The organism is Catenovulum maritimum, assembly GCF_001050375.1.
Classification (GTDB): domain Bacteria; phylum Pseudomonadota; class Gammaproteobacteria; order Enterobacterales; family Alteromonadaceae; genus Catenovulum; species Catenovulum maritimum.
Map to the genome: position 1 here is coordinate 21103 of NZ_KQ130492.1, position 20672 is coordinate 41774.

General features: G+C 37.0%; 14 protein-coding genes and 1 tRNA gene. 8 read left to right on the forward strand and 7 right to left on the reverse strand.

Annotated features, from left to right (window positions below; genetic code table 11):
• Positions 1-24: 24 nt before the first annotated feature.
• Positions 25-101: transfer RNA gene (locus XM47_RS11615), tRNA-Asn, on the reverse strand.
• Positions 102-1034: 933 nt separating this feature from the next.
• On the opposite strand from XM47_RS11615, the gene XM47_RS11620 reads away from it, so the two are divergent.
• The 3 genes from XM47_RS11620 to XM47_RS11630 are packed head-to-tail and all read left to right on the forward strand — an operon-like array spanning position 1035 to position 5456.
• On the forward strand, positions 1035-2327 hold the full coding sequence (locus XM47_RS11620) for an MATE family efflux transporter (RefSeq protein WP_245623465.1): 1293 nt from the start codon (positions 1035-1037) through the stop codon (positions 2325-2327).
• 5 nt (positions 2328-2332) lie between these two features.
• Positions 2333-4351 carry an excinuclease ABC subunit UvrB gene (uvrB, locus tag XM47_RS11625; protein ID WP_048692666.1) on the forward strand — a complete coding sequence of 673 codons (2019 nt, stop codon included), beginning with the start codon at positions 2333-2335 and terminating at the stop codon, positions 4349-4351.
• 31 nt (positions 4352-4382) lie between these two features.
• Positions 4383-5456: an AI-2E family transporter gene (locus tag XM47_RS11630; protein WP_048692668.1), complete on the forward strand. Its 1074-nt coding sequence runs from the start codon at positions 4383-4385 to the stop codon at positions 5454-5456.
• A 131-nt stretch (positions 5457-5587) separates the two neighbouring features.
• On the opposite strand, the gene XM47_RS11635 is transcribed toward XM47_RS11630, so the two are convergent.
• From XM47_RS11635 to pheA, 5 genes are all read right to left on the reverse strand, one after another.
• Positions 5588-6280 (reverse strand): hypothetical protein, encoded by a 693-nt coding sequence (locus XM47_RS11635; protein WP_048692670.1) that lies wholly within the window; start codon positions 6278-6280, stop codon positions 5588-5590.
• Complete coding sequence (locus XM47_RS11640; protein ID WP_048692672.1) at positions 6277-6867, reverse strand: RNA polymerase sigma factor; 591 nt, start codon at positions 6865-6867, stop codon at positions 6277-6279. The genes XM47_RS11635 and XM47_RS11640 overlap by 4 nt, the downstream gene beginning before the upstream one ends.
• Positions 6868-6925: 58 nt before the next feature.
• The gene (locus XM47_RS18735) at positions 6926-7609 is read right to left on the reverse strand and encodes an energy transducer TonB (protein WP_053084555.1); all 684 of its coding nucleotides are present in this window, start codon (positions 7607-7609) and stop codon (positions 6926-6928) included.
• Between the two features lie 95 nt (positions 7610-7704).
• Positions 7705-8787 carry an HDOD domain-containing protein gene (locus XM47_RS11650; protein WP_048692674.1) on the reverse strand — a complete coding sequence of 361 codons (1083 nt, stop codon included), beginning with the start codon at positions 8785-8787 and terminating at the stop codon, positions 7705-7707.
• A gap of 504 nt (positions 8788-9291) precedes the next feature.
• The gene (pheA, locus tag XM47_RS11655) at positions 9292-10470 is read right to left on the reverse strand and encodes a prephenate dehydratase (RefSeq protein ID WP_048692677.1); all 1179 of its coding nucleotides are present in this window, start codon (positions 10468-10470) and stop codon (positions 9292-9294) included.
• Between the two features lie 466 nt (positions 10471-10936).
• Here pheA and XM47_RS11660 point away from each other — a divergent pair, with 466 nt between their 5' ends.
• Entirely contained in the window at positions 10937-13519 is a 2583-nt protein-coding gene (locus XM47_RS11660; protein ID WP_048692679.1) for an EAL domain-containing protein, read from the forward strand.
• 23 nt (positions 13520-13542) lie between these two features.
• Here the strand turns inward: XM47_RS11660 and XM47_RS11665 are convergent, their stop codons facing one another.
• Complete coding sequence (locus tag XM47_RS11665; RefSeq protein ID WP_048692681.1) at positions 13543-15165, reverse strand: GGDEF domain-containing protein; 1623 nt, start codon at positions 15163-15165, stop codon at positions 13543-13545.
• A gap of 218 nt (positions 15166-15383) precedes the next feature.
• Here XM47_RS11665 and XM47_RS11670 point away from each other — a divergent pair, with 218 nt between their 5' ends.
• The 4 genes from XM47_RS11670 to XM47_RS11685 are packed head-to-tail and all read left to right on the forward strand — an operon-like array spanning position 15384 to position 20448.
• A complete protein-coding gene (locus tag XM47_RS11670) occupies positions 15384-17060 on the forward strand; it encodes an alanine/glycine:cation symporter family protein (protein WP_048692683.1) in 1677 nt (558 codons plus the stop codon).
• Positions 17061-17062: 2 nt separating this feature from the next.
• A complete protein-coding gene (locus XM47_RS11675) occupies positions 17063-17386 on the forward strand; it encodes a hypothetical protein (RefSeq protein WP_048692684.1) in 324 nt (107 codons plus the stop codon).
• A gap of 1 nt (position 17387) precedes the next feature.
• Positions 17388-17666 (forward strand): YeaC family protein, encoded by a 279-nt coding sequence (locus XM47_RS11680; RefSeq protein ID WP_048692686.1) that lies wholly within the window; start codon positions 17388-17390, stop codon positions 17664-17666.
• Positions 17656-20448: a DUF349 domain-containing protein gene (locus tag XM47_RS11685; RefSeq protein ID WP_048692687.1), complete on the forward strand. Its 2793-nt coding sequence runs from the start codon at positions 17656-17658 to the stop codon at positions 20446-20448. The genes XM47_RS11680 and XM47_RS11685 overlap by 11 nt, the downstream gene beginning before the upstream one ends.
• The last annotated feature ends 224 nt before the right edge of the window (positions 20449-20672 follow it).

Sequence of the window (20672 nt, forward strand, 5' to 3'; positions counted from 1 at the left end):
CCTATTTTTGTCTAGATGAGAAGTTGGCTCCCCTTCCCCGACTTGAACGGGGGACCTGCGGATTAACAGTCCGTCGCTCTAACCAACTGAGCTAAAGGGGAATCTCATCGTGCTGACGGGTGCGAATATTAATGATGCCCCCATGATCTGTCAACCATGTTTTTATAAAATATTGAATTATTTTTCACTTGATGGATAATTGTTCGAATATCTACTATTTGTTGACCAATTTTAAGCTTTTTACGCCTCAGTTGGTTTTTCCTCCGCTTGATTTAACTTTGTGGCTTTATTCAATTTCGGTCTAAATCTTCTTAAATTACCTTTTTTTGACAGTTTGATTAAAATTTAGACATGACTTTTCGTCATTAAGATGAGCAAAGCTTTCGTTACAAATGTTATAAATAAATGACACCTAATTTCTATACGCTAGGCAAAATAAGGGCTGGCGTTGGTTATCCACTAAAACTGTGGATAACTATGTTAATAAACTAGAATATCTCAGCCAAAGCCGCGTCGTTACTGTGTCAATAGTAAAATATTCAAAAAAATGATTTTTTTATAAAATCAATTTAAATCAGTGATTTAGGTTTTATCTTTCACGATTTGACTGATTGTGGTGTTTTTTTGTGCGCCGCTTATATATACGCACAAGCTTTGTGCATAATATGAAAATGGATGCATTTTTTTGGTTGTTTTTTTACTATATTACTTGACACGGAGTAGTTTAAAAATTTTGAAAAGCAAGTGAGTTGTTTTTTATGTAAAAATTATGTGAATTTTAGTGAGTGTCTTGGTTTTACTTAAATTCAGTTAATATTTGGCTTCTCTAGTATATAAAGGTACTTTTTATAGCAAAATAGACAGTTGAGAGCTTAATTTATTAATTTAGCTAACTTTTATTATTAGCCCTTCTATACCATATCTATTAAACTAGCTTGCCTGAAAGCATTTTATTTAACTTTGGATTTTGAGTGTCTAGCGCTAACAAGAAAAATGACTTATTAAGCCAACCTATTGCGCCTACTTTAAAACGCATGACTGTCCCTATGGTAATGGGCATGATTGCGCTCATGTCTTTTAATTTAATAGATACCTTTTTTATCGGTTTAATTGGGACAGATGAGTTAGCCGCAATCAGTTTTACTTTCCCAATCACCTTTACAGTGATTAGTTTAACTATTGGTTTGAGTATTGGCACATCAGCCGTTATTGCTAAATCTTTAGGTGGAGGCAATCAGGAAATTGCTAAAACCCAAGGCATTAGTGCCATTCTCTTATCTATTATTTTAGTTATCTCTTTAGCTTTAATTGGCTACGCAACGATTGAACCTTTATTTAGCTTATTAGGCAGTGAAGCCAATACCATGCCTTTTATTAAGCAATACATGCAGATTTGGTATTTAGGTGCAGTGTTTTTAGTATTACCCATGATAGGTAATGCAATATTGAGAGCTTCTGGTGACACTAAAACGCCTGGCTCTATTATGGCTTTAGGTGGTTTGATTAACGCGATTTTAGATCCGATTTTAATTTTTGGCTTCGGTCCAATAGAAGCAATGGGCATTGAAGGTGCTGCAATTGCGAGTCTTATCTCATGGATTATTACCTCTTCAACTATATTATATTTACTCGCGGTTAAGCGGGGCTTAATTTCATTTAAAGTAAAATCTTGGTCAGACATCAAAATTTCGAGTTTGAGTATTGTTAAAATTGGTTTACCAGCCGCTGGAGCGAATATGCTGACGCCTATTGCCATGGCTATTTTAACTGCAATTATCGCTCAATATGGCCACGAAGCTGTTGCGGCTTTTGGAGTTGGCCAAAGATTAGAGTCGATTGCCTGTATTGTAATATTAGCTTTGTCTATGACTTTGCCTCCGTTTATTAGCCAAAATTACGGTGCTGAGCAAGTTGATAGGGTTGTCCAGGCCTATGAAATATCGATTAAGTTCGTTCTAGTTTGGCAGTTTGGGATTTATCTATTACTTGCAGTATTAGCACCTTATATTGCAATTTTGTTTTCGTCTGAAACAGAAGTGCAAAGTTTAATTAAGCTATTTATTTGGACATTACCTTTATCCTATGGATGCCAAGGCATTATTATTTTAACTAACTCGGCCTTTAATGCTTTGCATAAACCTTTAACTGCATTGCATTTAAGTATCGCTAGATTGTTTATTTTTTATGTGCCTTTTGCTTATATAGGGGGGGAGATTTATGGGGTTACAGGCTTATTTATAGGCTGCGTAATTGCAAATTTTTGTATGGCGACTGCCTCATTTTATCGATTTAGAAAACAAGTCCAACAGTGTGGAGCTGCTTCGTAAATACTATGTCTGATATCGTCTTTGATTTAAATTCTGAATACCAACCAGCAGGCGACCAACCCACTGCTATCGCACAATTGATTGATGGTATAGATGCTGGTTTAGCCCAGCAAACCTTATTAGGTGTGACGGGATCGGGTAAAACTTTTACTATCGCCAATGTGATTGCTAAGTTAGGTCGTCCTGCTATCTTGATGGCACCGAATAAAACACTTGCGGCTCAGTTATATGGAGAAATGAAAGAGTTTTTCCCAAATAATGCGGTCGAGTACTTTGTTTCTTATTATGATTATTATCAGCCTGAAGCGTATGTGCCTTCAACTGATACTTTTATCGAGAAAGATGCTTCAATTAATGATCATATAGAGCAAATGAGGCTTTCAGCAACTAAAGCGTTACTTGAAAGACGTGATGTTATTATTGTTGCTTCGGTATCTGCGATTTATGGTTTGGGTGATCCTCAGTCATATATGGCAATGTTATTACATTTGCGTCAAGGCGATATCCATGATCAGCGCGCGATTTTACGCCGATTAGCTGAAATGCAATACACCCGTAATGACATTGATTTTCAGCGCGGGACATATAGGGTAAGAGGAGATGTGATTGACATATTTCCTGCTGACTCTGAAAGAGATGCGGTCCGAGTTGAGTTATTTGATGAAGAAATTGAGCGTATTAGTATCTTTGATCCGTTAACGGGGGAAATTGATCGTCATTTAACCCGAGCGACTGTTTATCCAAAAACTCACTATGTGACACCAAGAGAAAAAATTGTCGAAGCTTGTGAACAGATCAAAGCAGAACTAAAAGTGAGGCAAGCTCAATTAAAAGATAATAATCGCTTGATTGAAGAGCAAAGAATTGTTCAACGTACTCAATATGATTTAGAAATGATGTTGGAGTTAGGTTATTGCTCGGGGATTGAAAACTATTCTCGCTATTTATCCGGACGAGCGAATGGCGAGCCACCACCAACGCTAATCGATTATTTACCTGCGGATGGCATTATGGTGCTAGATGAGTCGCATGTGACTGTACCTCAAATTGGCGCTATGTATAAAGGTGATAGGGCACGTAAGGAGAATTTAGTTGAGTATGGATTTCGCTTACCTTCAGCACTAGATAACCGACCGCTTAAGTTTGATGAGTTTGAACAAATTTGTCCGCAAACCATTTATGTTTCTGCAACGCCTGGCCCTTATGAATTAGAAAAATCAAATGGTGAAGTGGCAGAGCAGGTCGTAAGACCGACTGGATTACTTGATCCTGTGATTGAAGTTAGGCCTGTTGCCACACAAGTCGATGATTTGATGTCTGAGGCGAATAAAAGAATTGCCGTAGGCGAGCGCGTATTAGTAACAACATTAACCAAACGCATGGCAGAAGATTTAACCGATTATTTAATGGAACATGGTTTAAAAGTTCGTTATCTGCATTCTGATATAGATACGGTTGAACGGATGGAAATTATTCGAGATTTACGCTTGGGTGTATTTGATATCTTAATTGGGATTAACTTGTTAAGAGAAGGATTAGATATGCCGGAAGTTTCTTTAGTCGCTATACTCGATGCGGATAAAGAAGGCTTTTTACGCTCTGAACGTTCGTTAATTCAAACGATAGGTAGAGCGGCAAGAAACTTAAATGGTAAAGCGATTCTTTATGGCGATAAAGTAACCAAATCGATGCGAAAAGCCATTGATGAAACTGAGCGCCGTAGAGAAAAACAAGTCCAATTTAACTTGGATAATGGCATTACACCAAAAGGTTTGAATAAAAAAATTACTGATGTCATGGACACAGGCTTTAGTGAATCGGATGCACCAAGTGGTAAAATTAAACTGCGTAAAGTCGCGGATAATAAAACAAACTATAAAGTTAAAACCGCCAACGAAATTGCTAAACAAATTAAAGAATTTGAGGCTAAAATGTTTGAACACGCACGCAATTTAGAGTTTGAACAAGCAGCGCAAATGCGAGATCAAATACAATCACTACAGCAAGCGTTATTAGAAGCATAAGCTTCCAATTAAAGGGATATGATAAGCAATTATGTTTAAGATAATTACAAACTGGTTTCAAAATCGATTTTCAGATCCAGATGCAATAACACTCACTTTTATCATTTTATTTAGCTTTTTATTTTTGTGGCTAGTCGGCGATATTTTAGCGCCAGTATTAGTTGCGATTGTGATTGCTTATTTGCTGGAATGGCCGATTCATCGAATGACTAAAATGGGGGCAAGGCGTAGTTTTGCGGTCGCTTCTGTTATGTTTGTATTTATTTGGTTGTGTGTCATCTCTTTTCTGGGTTTAACGCCACTCATTTGGCATCAGCTGGGTAATTTAATTAGTGAAATTCCACATATTTTAGAGCAAGGCCAAAATTATCTACTGAATATGCCGAGCGATTACCCAAGTGTAATTAATGCTGAACAAATTAAATATATAACTAATGAGCTCAATAACCAGCTAGTCGGTTCAGGTAAAGCAATTGTTTCGGCTTCGGTAAACTCATTATTCACGGCCATGGCTCTATTGATTTATTTAGTCTTAGTGCCTTTGCTCGTGTTTTTTATGTTGGCTGACAAGGATAAGTTAATACGCCATTGGATGCGCTTAATGCCAACTAAAAGACGTTTGGCGATTAAAGTTTGGTCTGAAATGAATCAACAAATTGGCAAGTATATACAAGGTAAAGTTATTGAAATTTTAATTGTTGGTACGGCTTCAGTTATCGCTTTTTGGTTGCTTGATTTACGCTATGCAGTGCTACTTGGTGTCGCAGTTGGGTTGTCTGTGTTAATCCCTTATATAGGCGCTGCTGTCGTGACTATTCCGGTTGCTGTGGTAGCTTTGTTCCAGTTTGGTGGTACAAGCGAATTTTGGTATGTGATGATAGTGTATGGCATTATCCAAGCCATTGACGGTAATGTGATTGTGCCTATTTTATTTTCACAAGCCGTTAATTTACACCCTGTTTATATTATTATTGCGGTATTGTTCTTCGGCGGTATTTGGGGGTTTTGGGGCGTCTTCTTCGCTATCCCACTTGCGACTTTAGTTAAAGCTATTATTAATGCTTGGCCGGTTGCCAATGAAGAAGCAGAGACATCACAGAGCTAGTGGGGCAGAGAGTAAATTTTATTCTCGCTTAGAGTCCTTGGCTAGCTCAATTTTTAACTTTGGATTACAAGGCCGCTCGTCTTAGCTCAGTCAACTAGCTTTAGCTGTTAAATATGAACTATTTCCAGATCTTAACAGCTGCTTGTGTTGTCTTTCTCGACAAATAGCAGCTTACCAGATTCATCCATAAATACTCTTACACTCTTGTTAGTAACGAGTTCTTCCCAGTTTACTTTTTTCGGCTGTAATGCGGCTATGTTTTGATATATTTTGGCCTGTGTTTGATGACAGTAAGTTAATTGCCAGCCATTTTGCGTTTTAGATAAACTTGCCACGACACTATAGATAGATTGACTAGCCTGATCTTGAACTGAATAAGTCTCTAAATTGGCTTTCAGTTGGTGATTGATTGCAATACTGAGCCGCTGATTATGGTTTAACTCTGCCTCTAATTGCTTGAGGAAATCGGGTTTATCAAGATTGGTAACAGGGCTGCCGAGCGAAACTATAATATTGCTCGCTTGAATTTGTTGCTCTGGCCTATTTGGCGTTGACAGCTGAATTAAATCAAAAGAAATAATCGCGACTAGTAAAGCACAAGTGAGCGCTGCCCAAGGCTGCCACTTTAATAGTTGAGTTTGGTTTTGATGCTTTTGCTTTAATTGAGCTATGATATCTTGGGTCAATTCTGGTTTGCTTGCCGTACTTTGGATGTGCTGCTGGTGCAATTGGGCAAGTGTTTGATCAAACTTTTCACACTTTGTCGATTCATTCGAGCCATTCAGTTGTTTTTTGTGGTTTAGCTCATCTTGTGTACTTGTCATTTCAATTGCTCACTAATGGTTTGTTTCAAGTTTTGCTTGGCGTAGCGTATTCTTGTTTTTATAGTTTCTTCCGCCGCGCCGCAAATATCACTGATTTGTTTTAAACTAAAGCCTTCTAGTTGTAGCATGAGTGCTTCTTTTTGCTGAAAATTCAGTTTATTTAATGCAGCTGTATATAAAATGATGTCTACATCTTTAAACACACGCTCATTGTTCGATGTATCTTGCTCTAGAGTGACAGTGACAGTGGCTAGGCTTTCTATCTCAGAGCTATTTTCTGTATATTTTCGCTTTCTTCTAAATTCATCTAATAAGATGTTTCTAGCAATGGTAAAAAGCCAAGCTTTAAATTGATATTGCTGGCGATACAAATGCTTTTTATCCATGACTTTCAGCCAAGTTTGTTGGCAAACATCTGCGGCTAAATCGCTTGACGATTGGGCTGCAATAAACCCAAAGAGCTGATCTTGATGTTGCCTAACCAGCTGCTCCAGCCATTTAATATCGTTCGTCTCAACATATTTTTGCATTTTGTCATGGCTAGATAATTTGTTAGCTAGCCATGTATGCGACAGTATTTTTAGCATTTATTCTCCAAGTGAAAACGCGTGTACTAATTTTTCAGTTGGTTGTTAGATTAGTTGTTTAGTCTTTGTTTAGATTAAAGTCGAGTTGAACGGTTTGATTCTCTTGTCTTACCGCTTTACCTTGGTTTAACTCAGGTCGGTATTGCCATTTACTTAAAGCTTTGATGGCGGATCTATCAAAAATTCGTTTAGGGTTTGAATCTAATACTTTAATATTTTCTACTCCGCCTGTTTCATTGATGCTAAAACTTAATTTTACCCAGCCTTCAATACCATCTCTGGATGCTATGGCTGGATATCTGGGTTCCATTCTGACAACAGGCATAGCTTGACTGCTGTTACCCGTTGAATGTCCTGAACTTGTCATTATCTGTGTATTGATTGTAGTGGCGATTTCAACTCCTGTCAGCCCGGTTAAACTGATTGTTGGAACGGGCGGTTTAATCGTGACAGGTTGATTGGTAACAGGTTTAGATAATTTAGGTGCTTTCATTATCTCTTCTGGCTCAGGTGGTAAACGGGTTGGCGGTTTAATATTGACGTTAATAGGCGGTTCTTGCATAACAAAATCTGTTATTGTTGGTGTCGATACTGGTAATAGTCTGGTATTTGGCGCCTTAGTTAACTGGTGCATCAAGACAAATAGTGCTGTGCAAATCATGATGCCAGTTGGTGTAACAACAAATAATTTTGCAATGCTTTGGAATGGAGTCGTTGGGTTATTTGGGATTGTATTTATCATATGTATCTGCCTTAATATTTTGAGTCCGCTCAAATAGCTAAGTCTTTTAAAGTGTCTTAGCTATATAACGGACTAGGGCAGAGAACAGGGTTAAATTATTTAGATATTTTTTCGACTGTTTGTTTGTCTTCTAACGCTTCGTCTTCTAACAAGGCGTAAAGCAGGCTAGCTGCATCTGCCGATATTAGCTTTTTATCAGCATATTCGATACATAATTCTTTTGAGCGTAATCCTGCTTCTCGGACATATTTAATCTGGCTGATCGTTGAGCCTTGACTTACAAAAGCAGCGATTGAATCAAAGCTCATATAAACCCGGTTTGGATTCTCTAAAGCATTACAAATTTCAGCTGGTAGTTGCCAGTAATCAGCAATTGCGAGAGTCAAGCTAGTTGAACGTTCTCGCATTAGCCTTTTGATTAAACTTGAGTTAGGTAATTGCTCTGCATCGACAACATGATAAGCATCTATAATCAATTGGAAAATAATCATTTTACCTAATTGATTTATTAGGCCAGCAATAAAGGCTAAATTGGCTGCTTTTTTATCTTTTTCAGCTAGAGCAATTTGCTTGGCATAAATAGCAGATTGCTGGGCATGTAACCAAATTTTCTCGCCAAACTCCTGATAATGAATTGCACTATCTGGGTTGAAATTTCGAATGAAACTCATTAGAACAGTTTCTTTAATTCCCTCACTCCCTAATTGAACAAAAGCGGTTTTTAAGTTACCAACTGGTTTATTCGAGCGTTTGTACATAGGCGTATTCGCCATACCTATTATGGAGGCGATAACCGCAGGTTCTTGCTTAATCAGGTTCAGTAATTGTTGAATATCAAAATCATCAGATTCCATCATAGACATCATAGCGGAAACAGATTGCGGCATGACAGGTAACTCATTGATGATTAAACTTGGCTCGGATAGCAATTTTTCAACCTGTTCAATGATAAATTGTTCCATTGGGACAATTTTTTGAATTTCAGGGCTTGTCCCCAGCAGCTCGTCATAAAAGCTATCATCAAATTGATTTTGCAGTTGTCTATCGGCCTGAGGCTGTTGCGTCATTTGCGCTTGTTCAGCAAAAGCAGCCTCATAGTTTGAGTTAGTTGTCACTAAAGCGACAGGTTTAGGTTTTTTTAAATCTGAAAATATTTTTTTTACTAATCGAATAAACATATTTATCTACAATTAAATGTGATTGGAGAATTTGAATTATTCCAAACCAAATGAACAGCAGGATTAGATTAACTCTAGCTAAATTATGTGTAAGCAAGATTACTGCCTATCTCTTACCTAAAGCATTTATTATTAGTTTGATACAAGAATAAGCGTAAATAAAGTATTTAACGCTAAACTATAAGTTATTGCTCATATCTTTTTATAAAATAAGGAAATATGTGTAAATTTTAAACAATCTGTTTAATTGATTTTGAAATGGGTAAAGGTATTTAAAGTTAAAAAGGGCTAAGAGCTAAATCAATTTATATTGATTTAGCTCTATCGCACCAATATGTATCAAAGTGGTTAAACTTAGTAAACTTGAATCTATTCGCTTAATCACATGGTAAGCCGTTTCAATTAAGCATTTGATGTGGAGCCAAATTGGCTAAAATTTAGTTCCGCTAATTTATTGTTCAATAAAATAACCTGTTGTGTGAAATTCACACAACAGCTTATAGATTATAAATTACCCTGCGGTTGCGAATCTGACAAATTAGCTCGGTTCAAATAACAGCCGATTTCAGTAAAGTCTGTCGTGAAGGCTTTTATTTCACTCAGTGCATTTTGTAGGGCTTCGCTTTTTACGTTTGCTGTTACATCTATGTAAAACATTTCTTCCCAAGGACGACCCTTGATTGGTCTAGATTCTAGCTTACACATATTGATTTCGTATTTTTTGAAAATCATTAATGCATCAACTAAAGCGCCGGGTCTATGTCCAATCGATAAAACAAGCGAGGTTTTAGCTGAACACTGAAATGGTATACTGACGGCTTCTTTTGCAACAACAATAAAACGAGTTTGATTATCTTTTTGATTTGCGACATCCGCTTTAATGGAGGTTAAGCCATAGTGTGCACCCGCTTCAGCGCTGCCTAAAACAGCTACGCTAGAGTCATTTAATGCTTGTACTTGCGATAAGGCTGTTGAAGTACTATCTAAAACTTTAATTTCTACATCAGTTAGTTCTTGTAAAAAATCGCTACATTGGGCTATTGGTTGGTGATGTCCATAGATGGTTTTTATTTGAGTGATATCAGTGTCAGTTGAGACAAGTAAGTTATGTCTGACTGGAATATAGAGCTCGTCTATGATTTTTAATCGTGTCGTTTGGAGTAAATCATACACTTCATTAATACTACCTGATGAGGTGTTTTCAATTGGGATAACACCTATATCAGCTTGGTTTGACTCAACCGCAGCAAAAATATCATCAAAATTAGTACAGCTATATTCGGTTAACCCGCCATTTACAGTTGCTAAGTATTTTTCTACAGCGGCAAAACTATAAGAGCCTTTTTTGCCTAGGTAGGCGACTCTATATTCGGCACTTTTAAGGCTAGGGTTATCTAACTGTAATAAATATTCTTGTTGGAGTTCAACCGAATCTTCAATAACTAATCTAAACAGCCGATTAATGTAATCTGGGGATAAACCTTTTGCTTCACCTTTCTCGCATAAATTTTGTAGCAATAAGGTTTCTCTATAGCTATCTCGTACAGGTTTTTTAGTTTGTACTTTGCTTTTTACTACTTGAATTGAGCAGGCACGACGTTGAGCCATCAAATTAAGAAGTTGTTCGTCAATTGAAGTGATTTCTTCGCGAACTAGGTTTAAATCAATTTTTTCGGTCGTCATTTGGTTTTCCATTCGAACACAAATGAGAGTTTAGCTTAGCAAAGCTATGTAATACTCTAATTTGTCATGTTTGTCAGGCTGAATAAAATTACTTCTGGGCAATAAGCTTGGCAAACATGTAATCGTTATTTAAATAGGTGTTGTTGTATTATCGGATACTATAGCAAATTATCTTCTGCAATATTAAGTCATAACTGCACTTTATCGCTTCTTTTTATGTATATGCGGTATTTTACTAAAATTTGTCTAGGTCAGATAAAAATAATTTGATTTGTGAGACTTTTCCTTACCTTGTGAGAAATTACTGTTAATTCAAACACTTTAATTCAAATAACATAATTTTAACCATTCAATACACTTTGTTATCATATAGAGATTAAAAAAAGCGCTTGACTATTGATCAGTAAAAAGCGGTAATTAGGTTAATATAAATTTATAAAAACAATTCTATCTTGGTCGTAACTTTATGAAGCTAACGCAAAAGCTAACAATTTTTGCTTCATCTTTGGTTTTAATATTACTAGTTGTGCTGGCTATCTATGCAAGTAAAACTTTTGATACGCTTGAATCAGAGCACAAGTTACAATTGAGTAATAATCAGTTTCAAGCCATAGAGAGTTTATTTAACTCATATCAAAAACAAACTTCGGCAAAAACAAATCAATACCTAGCCTCGGCTGATAAGCTAGATTTATTGTCAAATGACCCATCTTTTGCAAGCTATATCAATACAAACAATCAAGTTGAGTTTGCGATATTTCGTACAGCAGATAATGTCGTAGCCAATCAATTACCTAATCAATTTGAGCTTGAATTAACCAAGCTAGTCGAAGCGAAGCTCGATGTTAGCTGTTGCCAGTTTGCCCAGATGTCACCGAATCGTTGGGTTATGTTAAGTGTTGTTCCTACAAATAATGGAATCTTTGTTTTTGGTGAGATGGCGACGAATTACCCCATTTTAGCTAGCATCAAGCCAGCGACTGCAGAAAATACTGGGCAGGTCACTGCCTACTTACTGCGAGACGCTTTTACCGCTCAGGCGCTTAATATTGAATTAACTTCAGCTAATCAGTTTTCTTATACTAATTTATCTGTGTTTATTATTGCAGTTGCTTGTATAACGGCTATTTTATTTGGTTTAGTGATACTCGGTTTACGCCAAAAACCAGACGAAACCATTAATAGATTAAAGCAGGAAGTAAATCAAATAGGGACTAAGCAAGGGGCTGCCCAAAGGGTTAACCTTGAAGGCACAGATTCTAACGTTGGTGAATTAGCCGGTTCAATTAACGATATGCTTGGTGAGCTTTTTGCCGCGAAAGAATTTAATAAAGTGACTTTGAATTCTATCGGTGATGCGGTAATAACCACAGATTTAGAAGGTAATATCACGTTTTGTAATGCGGCAACTTATAAAATAATCAAGCGTAATGAAGATGACCTGATTGGTTTTCATGTTGCTGAAGTTTTACCTTTTAGTGAAGCTGAAGATGCCGAAAAATTAAAGCGGACGCTTAATGATGTCATAGTGAATGGTCATGAAACATCGCATGGCCGTTGTATGCATAAATTGAATCGTGAGTTAGAAGTTTTATATGTTGAAAAGCATATTACTTTACTAAAAAATCAAGCTCAGCAAAGTGTTGGTACTGTCATGGTACTAAGGGATATGACCCAATCAGAGCGTTTGAGAAAGAAACTCGATTTTCAAGCGAGTTACGACATAGTCACTAAGTTGTTAAATCGACATAAGTATGAAGAGCTGCTTAACGATGCGGTACATAGCGCAAAAATGGAGCGCAGAGAGCATGTTTTATGTCAAATTGATTTAGACAGATTTAAGTTAATTAATGATAGTGCTGGCCACGCAGCAGGTGACCAACTTTTATATGAAGTAGGCACTTTATTTAGATCTTTCTTACGCAAGACTGACGTTTGTGCTCGAATCGGTGGTGATGAATACGGCATTATTTTATTTGATGCGCATTTAGAGCACGGCTTGTTGATCTTTGAAAAGATTATTAAGCAGGTTAAAGATTACAGATTTATTTGGGGTGGAAAAGTCTATTCTGTAGGTGCAAGTATTGGGGTTACGGTTGTTAATGCGAATACGCTAAATGCCGCAGAAGCAAGAAGAGAAGCCGATGCCGCTTGTTATATGGCGAAAGGCATAGGCCAGAACAATATACGTGTGTTTGATAGTAACAACGAAAGCTTAAACTCTCATCATCAAGCGCCAAGATGGGCCGCTCGCATTAATGAAGCACTAGTTAACGATAGGTTCGAACTTTTCTTTCAACGCATTAACCCGACAGTTGGAAAAAGCGAGCGCGAACACGTAGAGATTCTGTTACGGATGAAGGACGATGATGGTAGCTTGTTGTTACCGGGTATGTTTTTACCTGCAGCGGAAAGGTTTCGTTTAACCCCTAAAATTGATCGCTGGGTTATCAAAAATGTATTCGCTTGGATTTCGTCAAGACCTAGCTTGTGGGATACAGTGACTTTATCAATAAACCTTTCAGGTGAATCTTTAAATGATGAGAATTTATTCCCGTATATTATAGGCTTACACGAAAAGATAGGTTTCCCTGCTAAAACGATTTGTTTTGAAGTAACGGAGACAGCAGCAGTTGCTAATCTTGTTGTAGGCCGCGAACTTATTACGAAACTTCAATCACAAGGCTTCACCTTTGCGCTAGATGATTTCGGTAAAGGTTTCTCATCATACAGTTACCTACAAAATTTACCGGCTGAGTATGTGAAAATTGATGGTGGTTTTGTCAAAGAAATGACGGCTAATAGCCGAGATAAAGAAATTGTACGCTCAATTCATCAGATTAGTAATGTGATGGGAATGAAGACAATTGCTGAGTATGTAGAGGACGATTCAATTATTAGTGCGCTTAAAGAAATAGGTGTCGACTATGTTCAAGGTTTTGGTGTACAAAGACCTGCTGAATTGGGCGAGTTCAAGCCGTTAAGCGAAGTGATTAACTCAACTTCAGCCGCAAAAAAATCAGTCGATCCTAGTACTGAGCCTGCTTAAATATTTGTACCAATAAGTTTGAGCTAGTTATAAATATTAACTCTATTTCTACCTTCTTCCTTAGCTATATATAAAGCTTTATCTGCATTAATTAAGTTCTGCTCGATACTAGAAGAATTGACTTCAGAAACCCCTATGCTAGCCGTAATGCTTATATTAACTTTATCTTTTGTGGTTAAAGGCGTTGTTTCTATACTTTTTAATATTCTTTTGGCTATATTGACCGCCATTTCTAAATCACAGTCAATTAATAACAGTGCAAATTCTTCACCGCCAAGTCTGCCTAATAGGTCGTATTTACGTACGATATTTTGATTGAGTAGTTGAGTTGTATGAATCAATACTTGGTCACCTACCGAGTGGCCATAGTTGTCATTTACCAGTTTAAAGTGGTCTAGATCGAGCATAAAAATACAGGATTTAAAGTTTTTTCGATAGGCAAGTTCTAGCAGCTCATCCCCTTTTTCAAAAAAAGCTCTGCGATTATAAATTTGAGTGAGTGGATCATGTGTTGCTTTGATCTTTAATTCTTCTATGGACTTTTTGAGCCTATTTTCAGCATATTGCCTGCGGTGTATTTCTCTTTTTAGGGATGACGATAAATACGCAAATCGCCACGCAATAATAATGAGAACTAAAATACTCGCAAGCGCAATAAAAACAATATTGATAAGCCATCTGAAGTTTTCATCAGAGTGGTTTAAAAATAAGCCAGAAATATCATGCTGGCCATCTGTCATTCCTAGCTCTCGATAGTTTTGCGCAATAACTCGCCACCTACCTGGGTTCATATGCCCAATTTGAACTATGTTAGGCATCACCAATTCGTAAATTTTTTCTGCCTCGTATCTTAAATGAGGTAAGGACTTATTAGGTGCATATTTGTGATGAATGATTTCGATACTTTCTTCTATATTGGCTAACGCATATTCCCAGCCTTTAAGTGAGGCTTGAGTGAAGGCCTTGACTACGGCAGGGTTTTGCATAGCCATTTTTTCAGTCGTTACTAGAATATCGCTATAAAAATTAACACCATAATCTTTTGGTGATATTAGGTTATATTCATAACCTAGCTCTTTTAGTAAAAATGGCTCGTTGGATATGTAACCATCAAATGCATCTACTTTGTCTTCAATTAAATCTTCAATTTTATGACTGGTCGCTTTTTTTATGAGTGAGTTTGTATCTAATCCCTCTCTTTTAAAAAGAGTGAGTAACTCAGCGCTTGAAGGAGGCGGGAGCACATAGACTCTTTTATCAATTAAATCTTGTGGTCTAGTTAGGTTTTTGTCTTTAAGTGTAATCCAAACTAGGGGAGAGGTTTGCATAATGGCAGCTAAAGCTAACACTGGCTTGCCTTCCATTCTATGTATGGCTACACCAGAATTAGTCACGGCAAAATCAACTTCTTCATTTAGTAACTTGCTGACAGGATTTAATGAGCCGGCTTTGCCTTCTAATATATTTACCTTAATGCCAGCATCCTGATAAAAGCCTTTTTCAAGTGCCATGTAATAGCCAGCAAATTGGAATTGGTGGTACCATCTCAATTGTAAGCTTATTTCTTGTTGGGCAAAGCTGAAAGGCAAATACAGCATGTTTAAAAATGTAGAGCCAATAAGCATACGCATAGCGTAAGACAGCATTTAGTAAGCGCCTTTATTTTAATCATTATATTACTAGTAAAGGTAGTCGATATCTGGAGTTACTTCCTATTTTTTGTTAGCTATTTTATAAATAAAATGAAATATTGGACTTGTTCCAAGTATACTATGCCACGTTTTTGGGTTATTTGGTCGTATCACTTGAGCGGCTTAGTTTTAATGACAATGAAGATAATAAGAATTAAAAAAGAGAGATTGGTGTGAGTGAAATTAATCAAATATTACTGGGATTAGATCAATGGCTGGGTAGTGCCTTTTATTTTCCTTATTTACTTTTAGGTGTTGGTTTGTTTTTCACCTTGTATTTAGGTTTTCCGCAAATACGTTTCTTTAAACAAGCTGTTAATATTTTACTAGGTCGGCACACAACACATACCTCTCAAGGCGATACAACACACTTTCAAGCTTTAACGACCGCGCTCTCAGGCACGGTTGGGACAGGAAATATTGGCGGCGTTGGTTTAGCTATTTATCTGGGCGGCCCCGCTGCATTGTTTTGGATGTGGATGACAGCTTTTTTAGGCATGACGACCAAGTATGTTGAGGTAACACTGTCTCACAAGTATAGGGTGACTGATAGCCAAGGGTTTATCGCTGGCGGCCCAATGTACTTTATGCACAGAAAGCTGAATGCACCTTGGCTGGCGGTTATTTTTGCCGTAGCAACAGTGATTAGTGCCTTTGGCACTGGATCTATGCCGCAAATTAACAATATTGCTTCGGCAATGGAGTCTAGCTTTTCGTTTGAACCTATGTGGACTGGTGGAATCTTAGCTATTTTACTCGCTTTTGTGATTATTGGTGGAATCAAACGCATTGCATCTGTTACTAGCAAGATTGTCCCTTTTATGGTGTTAGCTTATGTCATCGGGGCAATTAGTGTTATTAGCTTCAATTATCAAAATATTCTACCTTCGCTAGGGTCTATTATCGGTGATGTATTTACCGGTACGGCAGCTACAGGTGGATTTTTAGGCGCAGGCTTTGCCTATGCGTTTAATCGTGGTGTGAATCGTGGATTGTTTTCAAATGAAGCAGGGCAAGGTTCAGCACCTATAGCGCATGCCAGTGCAAAAACAGACCAACCGGTTAAAGAAGGTATGGTTGCTATTTTGGAGCCATTTATTGATACCTTGATTTTGTGTACCTTGACCGGGTTAGTTATTTTATCCTCTGGGGTATGGACACAAAAACATACCAATCAATTTGATTATTCCGATATGGTTTTTATTCAAGGCCAGTATTCAGAATCGAATAAAAAACAAGTGAATGAACTCTATAATTGGCTGGGCGGTAGCGAGCATTCCGTTAAATTTTACAATGGTGAAATATCGATTGAAAAAGGCAAAATGTTAACGCCAGATGTCACTCTAATTAACGCACGTTCTATTGCGGAAAATGTGGTATTTAAAGTTTCTAACCAGAAAGCATTTACTGGAGAGTTAACTTTAGTTGATGGCAAGTTAATGGATTCAAATGTTATTGTGGTAGGTGACTCTATGTTGCATTCGACTAAATTGACAGCTGAAGCTTTTAATAAAGGTTGGTTCCAAGGATATGGTGAATATATAGTAACCATAGGGATTTTATTGTTTGCGTTCTCTACTGCAATCTCATGGAGTTACTATGGTGACAGAGCTATGACTTATCTTTTTGGTAGCCAATCTGTCATTTATTTCAGAATACTTTATGTTGCTGGATTTTTTGTTGCTTCATTTGTTGATACTATGATTATTTGGAATTTGGCTGCTGTTACTGTTGTATTAATGACTTTGCCTAATTTATTGGCTTTAGTCTTATTGCGTAAAGATGTTAAAGCAACTCAGCAAGCTTATATTGAATCGTCCCAACCAGAATTAACTAACAAAAAAGAATAATTATGGCTTTAATATCTTGCCCTCAATGTAGACAAAAAATTTCGGACAAAGCTGAGCAATGCAGTAAATGTGATTATGTACTGTTAGGCGATCCTGAAAAATTAGATTCACAACGTAGAATTTTAAGAATTAAGCAGTCATCAAAATTGATGACGCATTCTTTTTTATTTTTATTACTATTTATAGGCAGCATTGCATATAGTAGCTGGTATGCTGAATCAGGTGATAGCTGGGATAAAATGGTATCGCTAGGTTTAACTGCGGTAGGCCTAATTGGCTATCTAGTTTCACGAATTAGAATAATGATGTTTAAACGAGAAAATTAACATGAATTTTTTAGAAATGATTGATTCGATGCCTGAGTCGGTTTATCTAAATTTAAAGCAAGCCGTCGAACTGGGAAAATGGGGCAACGGTGAGGTTTTAACTGAAGAACAAAAACAAAATGCGATCCAAGCTGTACTTGCTTGGCAAGCTAAAAATAATATAACAGATGAACAATTCACTATAGGCGCAGATGGCCAATTGATTGAAAAATCACGTCAGCAACTTAAAGATGAATTTCAACAAGGTCAAATTGTTAGGTTTAAACACGATGATATTTAGTAAATTTTTCAAACCCAAGTGGCAACATCAAGATGCTGCTATTCGCCTAGCAGCATTAGATAAGCTCCAAGACGAAAGTATTATTTCGCAATTGGCTAGTCATGATCCAGAAGCCCATGTTCGCAAAAAAGCGCTAGAGAAACTTGCTAAGTTTTCGCTTTGGGTTGAAGCACTGAATACAGAAAAAAATGATCATTTAAAAAAGTTAGCTTTTGAACAAATTAAGCTGACGCTATTAAATCCAGCAGAAGCAAAAATAGAAGCAAGTTTTGAAGAAAAGCAAGCGTATATTAATAGCTGTAATAATTCAGCGCTGTTAGAAGAAGTTATTCGACTGGGTCAAAATAACGAAACCCGTTTAAAGCTACTTAACAAGGTTAATAAAGAACAATTAAACCTAGATTTAGCGATTAGAGATGAAAATGAAGAAATAGCTAAATTGTGTTTAAGCCGTATCACAAATGAAAAACAGTTGGATAAAATAGCACATAAAGCTAAGCTCGCTGTGATTAGGCAAGAAGCCGAGTCTATCTTGTCTCAACGAAAACTTGCAGCTGAAAAACCGGCTGAAATTCGAGCCAAAACAAGTTTGATTTTGAGCAAATTACTCGCGTTAAAAGATAAAACAGATTTTGAGCTAATTCAAAGTCAAACCGAGATATTGGTTAAGCAATGGCAAGAATGCCAAACTGAATTTCATTATTTAGTAGAGTCAGAACAGCTTGAACTAAATGACAAGTATCTTGTTATTTCGCAAAAATTAGAAAAAGCAACAGAGTTAGTGAAAGCTGAATATTTAGCAGAGCAAGAGAAGCAAGCTGAAATCCAAGCCAAGTCTGCGTTAATTTCAGAAATTGAACAAACAATTAAAGATGTAGATTCCTTAGTTGCTGAGGCTATAAATCAAGATGGTGAAGCTCATTTAGAAGCGATATTAAATAAAATAACTTCAGCTAAAGACAAGTTGCAACAAAGTCATTTTGCAGGCTCAGATATTGAAAAACTATTTGGCCAATTAAATACATTTGAAGCAAATGCGCAAAATTTACCTGAATTCTTTGAGCAGGTTTCTACTGCAACTAGAGCTATTACTCAGCTTGCACAGTACGATTTACCTGAGAATGAGCAAGCATTCGAAGAAAAAAATGAGTTCTTCCAAACTTGGTTTAAACAATGGAAAAGCTTAAACAAGCAAATGATTTTCACACTGCCAATTAGTTTAACTGAAACGGCAACGCCATTGATTAAATCTTGGAAGCAGACACTAGGAGAGCTTGAGAAAAGCCAAGGTCAAAAGCTAGCTAAGATTCGAGGTAAACTCAGAGAATTAGAGAATTTAATCCGCGCGGGTAAATTTAATGCTGCATTTGGCTTATTCCGTCGATTAAATGAATGGCATGATGGTTTAATCGAATCAAATCAGAAAAGAGTGGAGCGAGAGTTTCAAAAACTGAATGAGAAAATCGCTGAGCTAGAAGACTGGAAAGCTTATGTTGGGATACCACGTAAACAAGAATTAGTTGCCGAAATACAAGCATTAGCTGATTCACCTTTAGCTGACATTACTGAACAAGCTAATAAAGTTAAACAGGCTAGACATACCTGGTTCTTACTTGGTAACACAGACTCAGAAGAAAATACCCAATTGAATGAAGCATTTAACCAAGCTTCAGAAAAAGCGTTTGAGCCTTGTCGTGCTTACTACGCTGAGCAGGAAAAAGTGAGAGCTGAAAATTTAGAGCTTAAACATCAAGTGCAGGCTGAGTTGGAATCATTGTCAGCAAGCTTTAATCTAGATAATGATTTTGTTGTTTTACGTAAATCATTAAGCCAAATCTTGAAAAAGTGGGAAAGCATTGGCCAGATTGATCGCGGTGTTTATAAATCTGTTAATGATACATTTTATCAAGTTTATCGCCCGTTAAAAGAGAGCTTGAATCAATATTACTCTGACAACGAGAAACAAAAACAAGCCTTAATTAAACAAGCTGAAAAAATAGCAGAACAAGAAGATATTAATCATGTATCAAATGAGTTAAAAGGTTTACAGCAAGCATGGAAAGCGATTGGTCATGCAGGCTTAAGGCAAGAAAATAAACTTTGGAGCCGATTTAGAGCGATTAATGATGCTGTCTTTAGTAAAAAGCAAGAGATTTACCAATCAGATAAACAAGCTCAGGCTGCTGAATTTGACAAGCTTGATGCTCAATTAGATGCGGTTTCTGAATCTTTAACAGGTGCACTTAGCACCGCCGAACTTCACCAAATTCAGGCTGAAATCGATGAGGTTGATGCGAGTCAGCTAAATCCGAATCAGGCGCAAAAATTGGCTAAAAAATCTCAGTTTTTATCTAAGCAAGTTTCACAAAAGTTGAGCCAATTTAGCAATGACAAAAAACAAAAATCGTATGAGCAGTTATTAGCACAAATTGAAATGACCTTAGCTGGTGGTGAAGCTGAAGAGGTTGATAGTCAATGGACTGCTGCATTAGTGAGTTTAGCGAAACAAGAGACTGCGGATGCGGAGCTTGCTGAAGAGCAAGTGATTAAAATGGAAATTTTAACTGGTATTGAAAGCCCTAGCGATTGTCTTGATAAGCGTATGACATTACAAGTTCAAATGTTGTCGAATAAGTTAAATGAAGGTGAAGAGCTTACGCTTGATAGCTTACTTAAGCAGTGGCTTAATGCGACTCAGCTAGATAACTCAACTCTGGCGAAGGCACAATTTGATAGAGTAAAAGCTGCAACATTGGCGAGCTTATCGGCAGAAAGTAAGTAGCATCGCAATTAGAAGTTTAAATACTTACCTGAGAAATAGACTTGGGTAGGTTGCTTAATTCGTTTAATCGTTAGAGCTAAATCAATATAAATAGCGATAGTCAGCTGGAGATAAAAGCCATTTAGGCAAGGCAAGTTGGCACAGGCATAGTGGTTCTATGCCAAGCCGACTTAACGCAGAATAAATGGCTTTTAGCCCAGCCTTTCAGGAACCTCACAGACAGC

Coding starts and splice junctions, on each gene's coding strand:
- XM47_RS11675 (WP_048692684.1), top strand. CDS start 17,063: ATGGCTTTAATATCTTGCCCTCAATGTAGACAAAAAATTTCGGACAAA.
- XM47_RS11660 (WP_048692679.1), top strand. CDS start 10,937: ATGAAGCTAACGCAAAAGCTAACAATTTTTGCTTCATCTTTGGTTTTA.
- XM47_RS11665 (WP_048692681.1), bottom strand. CDS start 15,165: ATGCTGTCTTACGCTATGCGTATGCTTATTGGCTCTACATTTTTAAAC.
- XM47_RS11650 (WP_048692674.1), bottom strand. CDS start 8,787: ATGTTTATTCGATTAGTAAAAAAAATATTTTCAGATTTAAAAAAACCT.
- XM47_RS11680 (WP_048692686.1), top strand. CDS start 17,388: ATGAATTTTTTAGAAATGATTGATTCGATGCCTGAGTCGGTTTATCTA.
- pheA (WP_048692677.1), bottom strand. CDS start 10,470: ATGACGACCGAAAAAATTGATTTAAACCTAGTTCGCGAAGAAATCACT.
- uvrB (WP_048692666.1), top strand. CDS start 2,333: ATGTCTGATATCGTCTTTGATTTAAATTCTGAATACCAACCAGCAGGC.
- XM47_RS11630 (WP_048692668.1), top strand. CDS start 4,383: ATGTTTAAGATAATTACAAACTGGTTTCAAAATCGATTTTCAGATCCA.
- XM47_RS11620 (WP_245623465.1), top strand. CDS start 1,035: ATGACTGTCCCTATGGTAATGGGCATGATTGCGCTCATGTCTTTTAAT.
- XM47_RS11685 (WP_048692687.1), top strand. CDS start 17,656: ATGATATTTAGTAAATTTTTCAAACCCAAGTGGCAACATCAAGATGCT.
- XM47_RS11640 (WP_048692672.1), bottom strand. CDS start 6,867: ATGCTAAAAATACTGTCGCATACATGGCTAGCTAACAAATTATCTAGC.
- XM47_RS18735 (WP_053084555.1), bottom strand. CDS start 7,609: ATGATAAATACAATCCCAAATAACCCAACGACTCCATTCCAAAGCATT.
- XM47_RS11635 (WP_048692670.1), bottom strand. CDS start 6,280: ATGACAAGTACACAAGATGAGCTAAACCACAAAAAACAACTGAATGGC.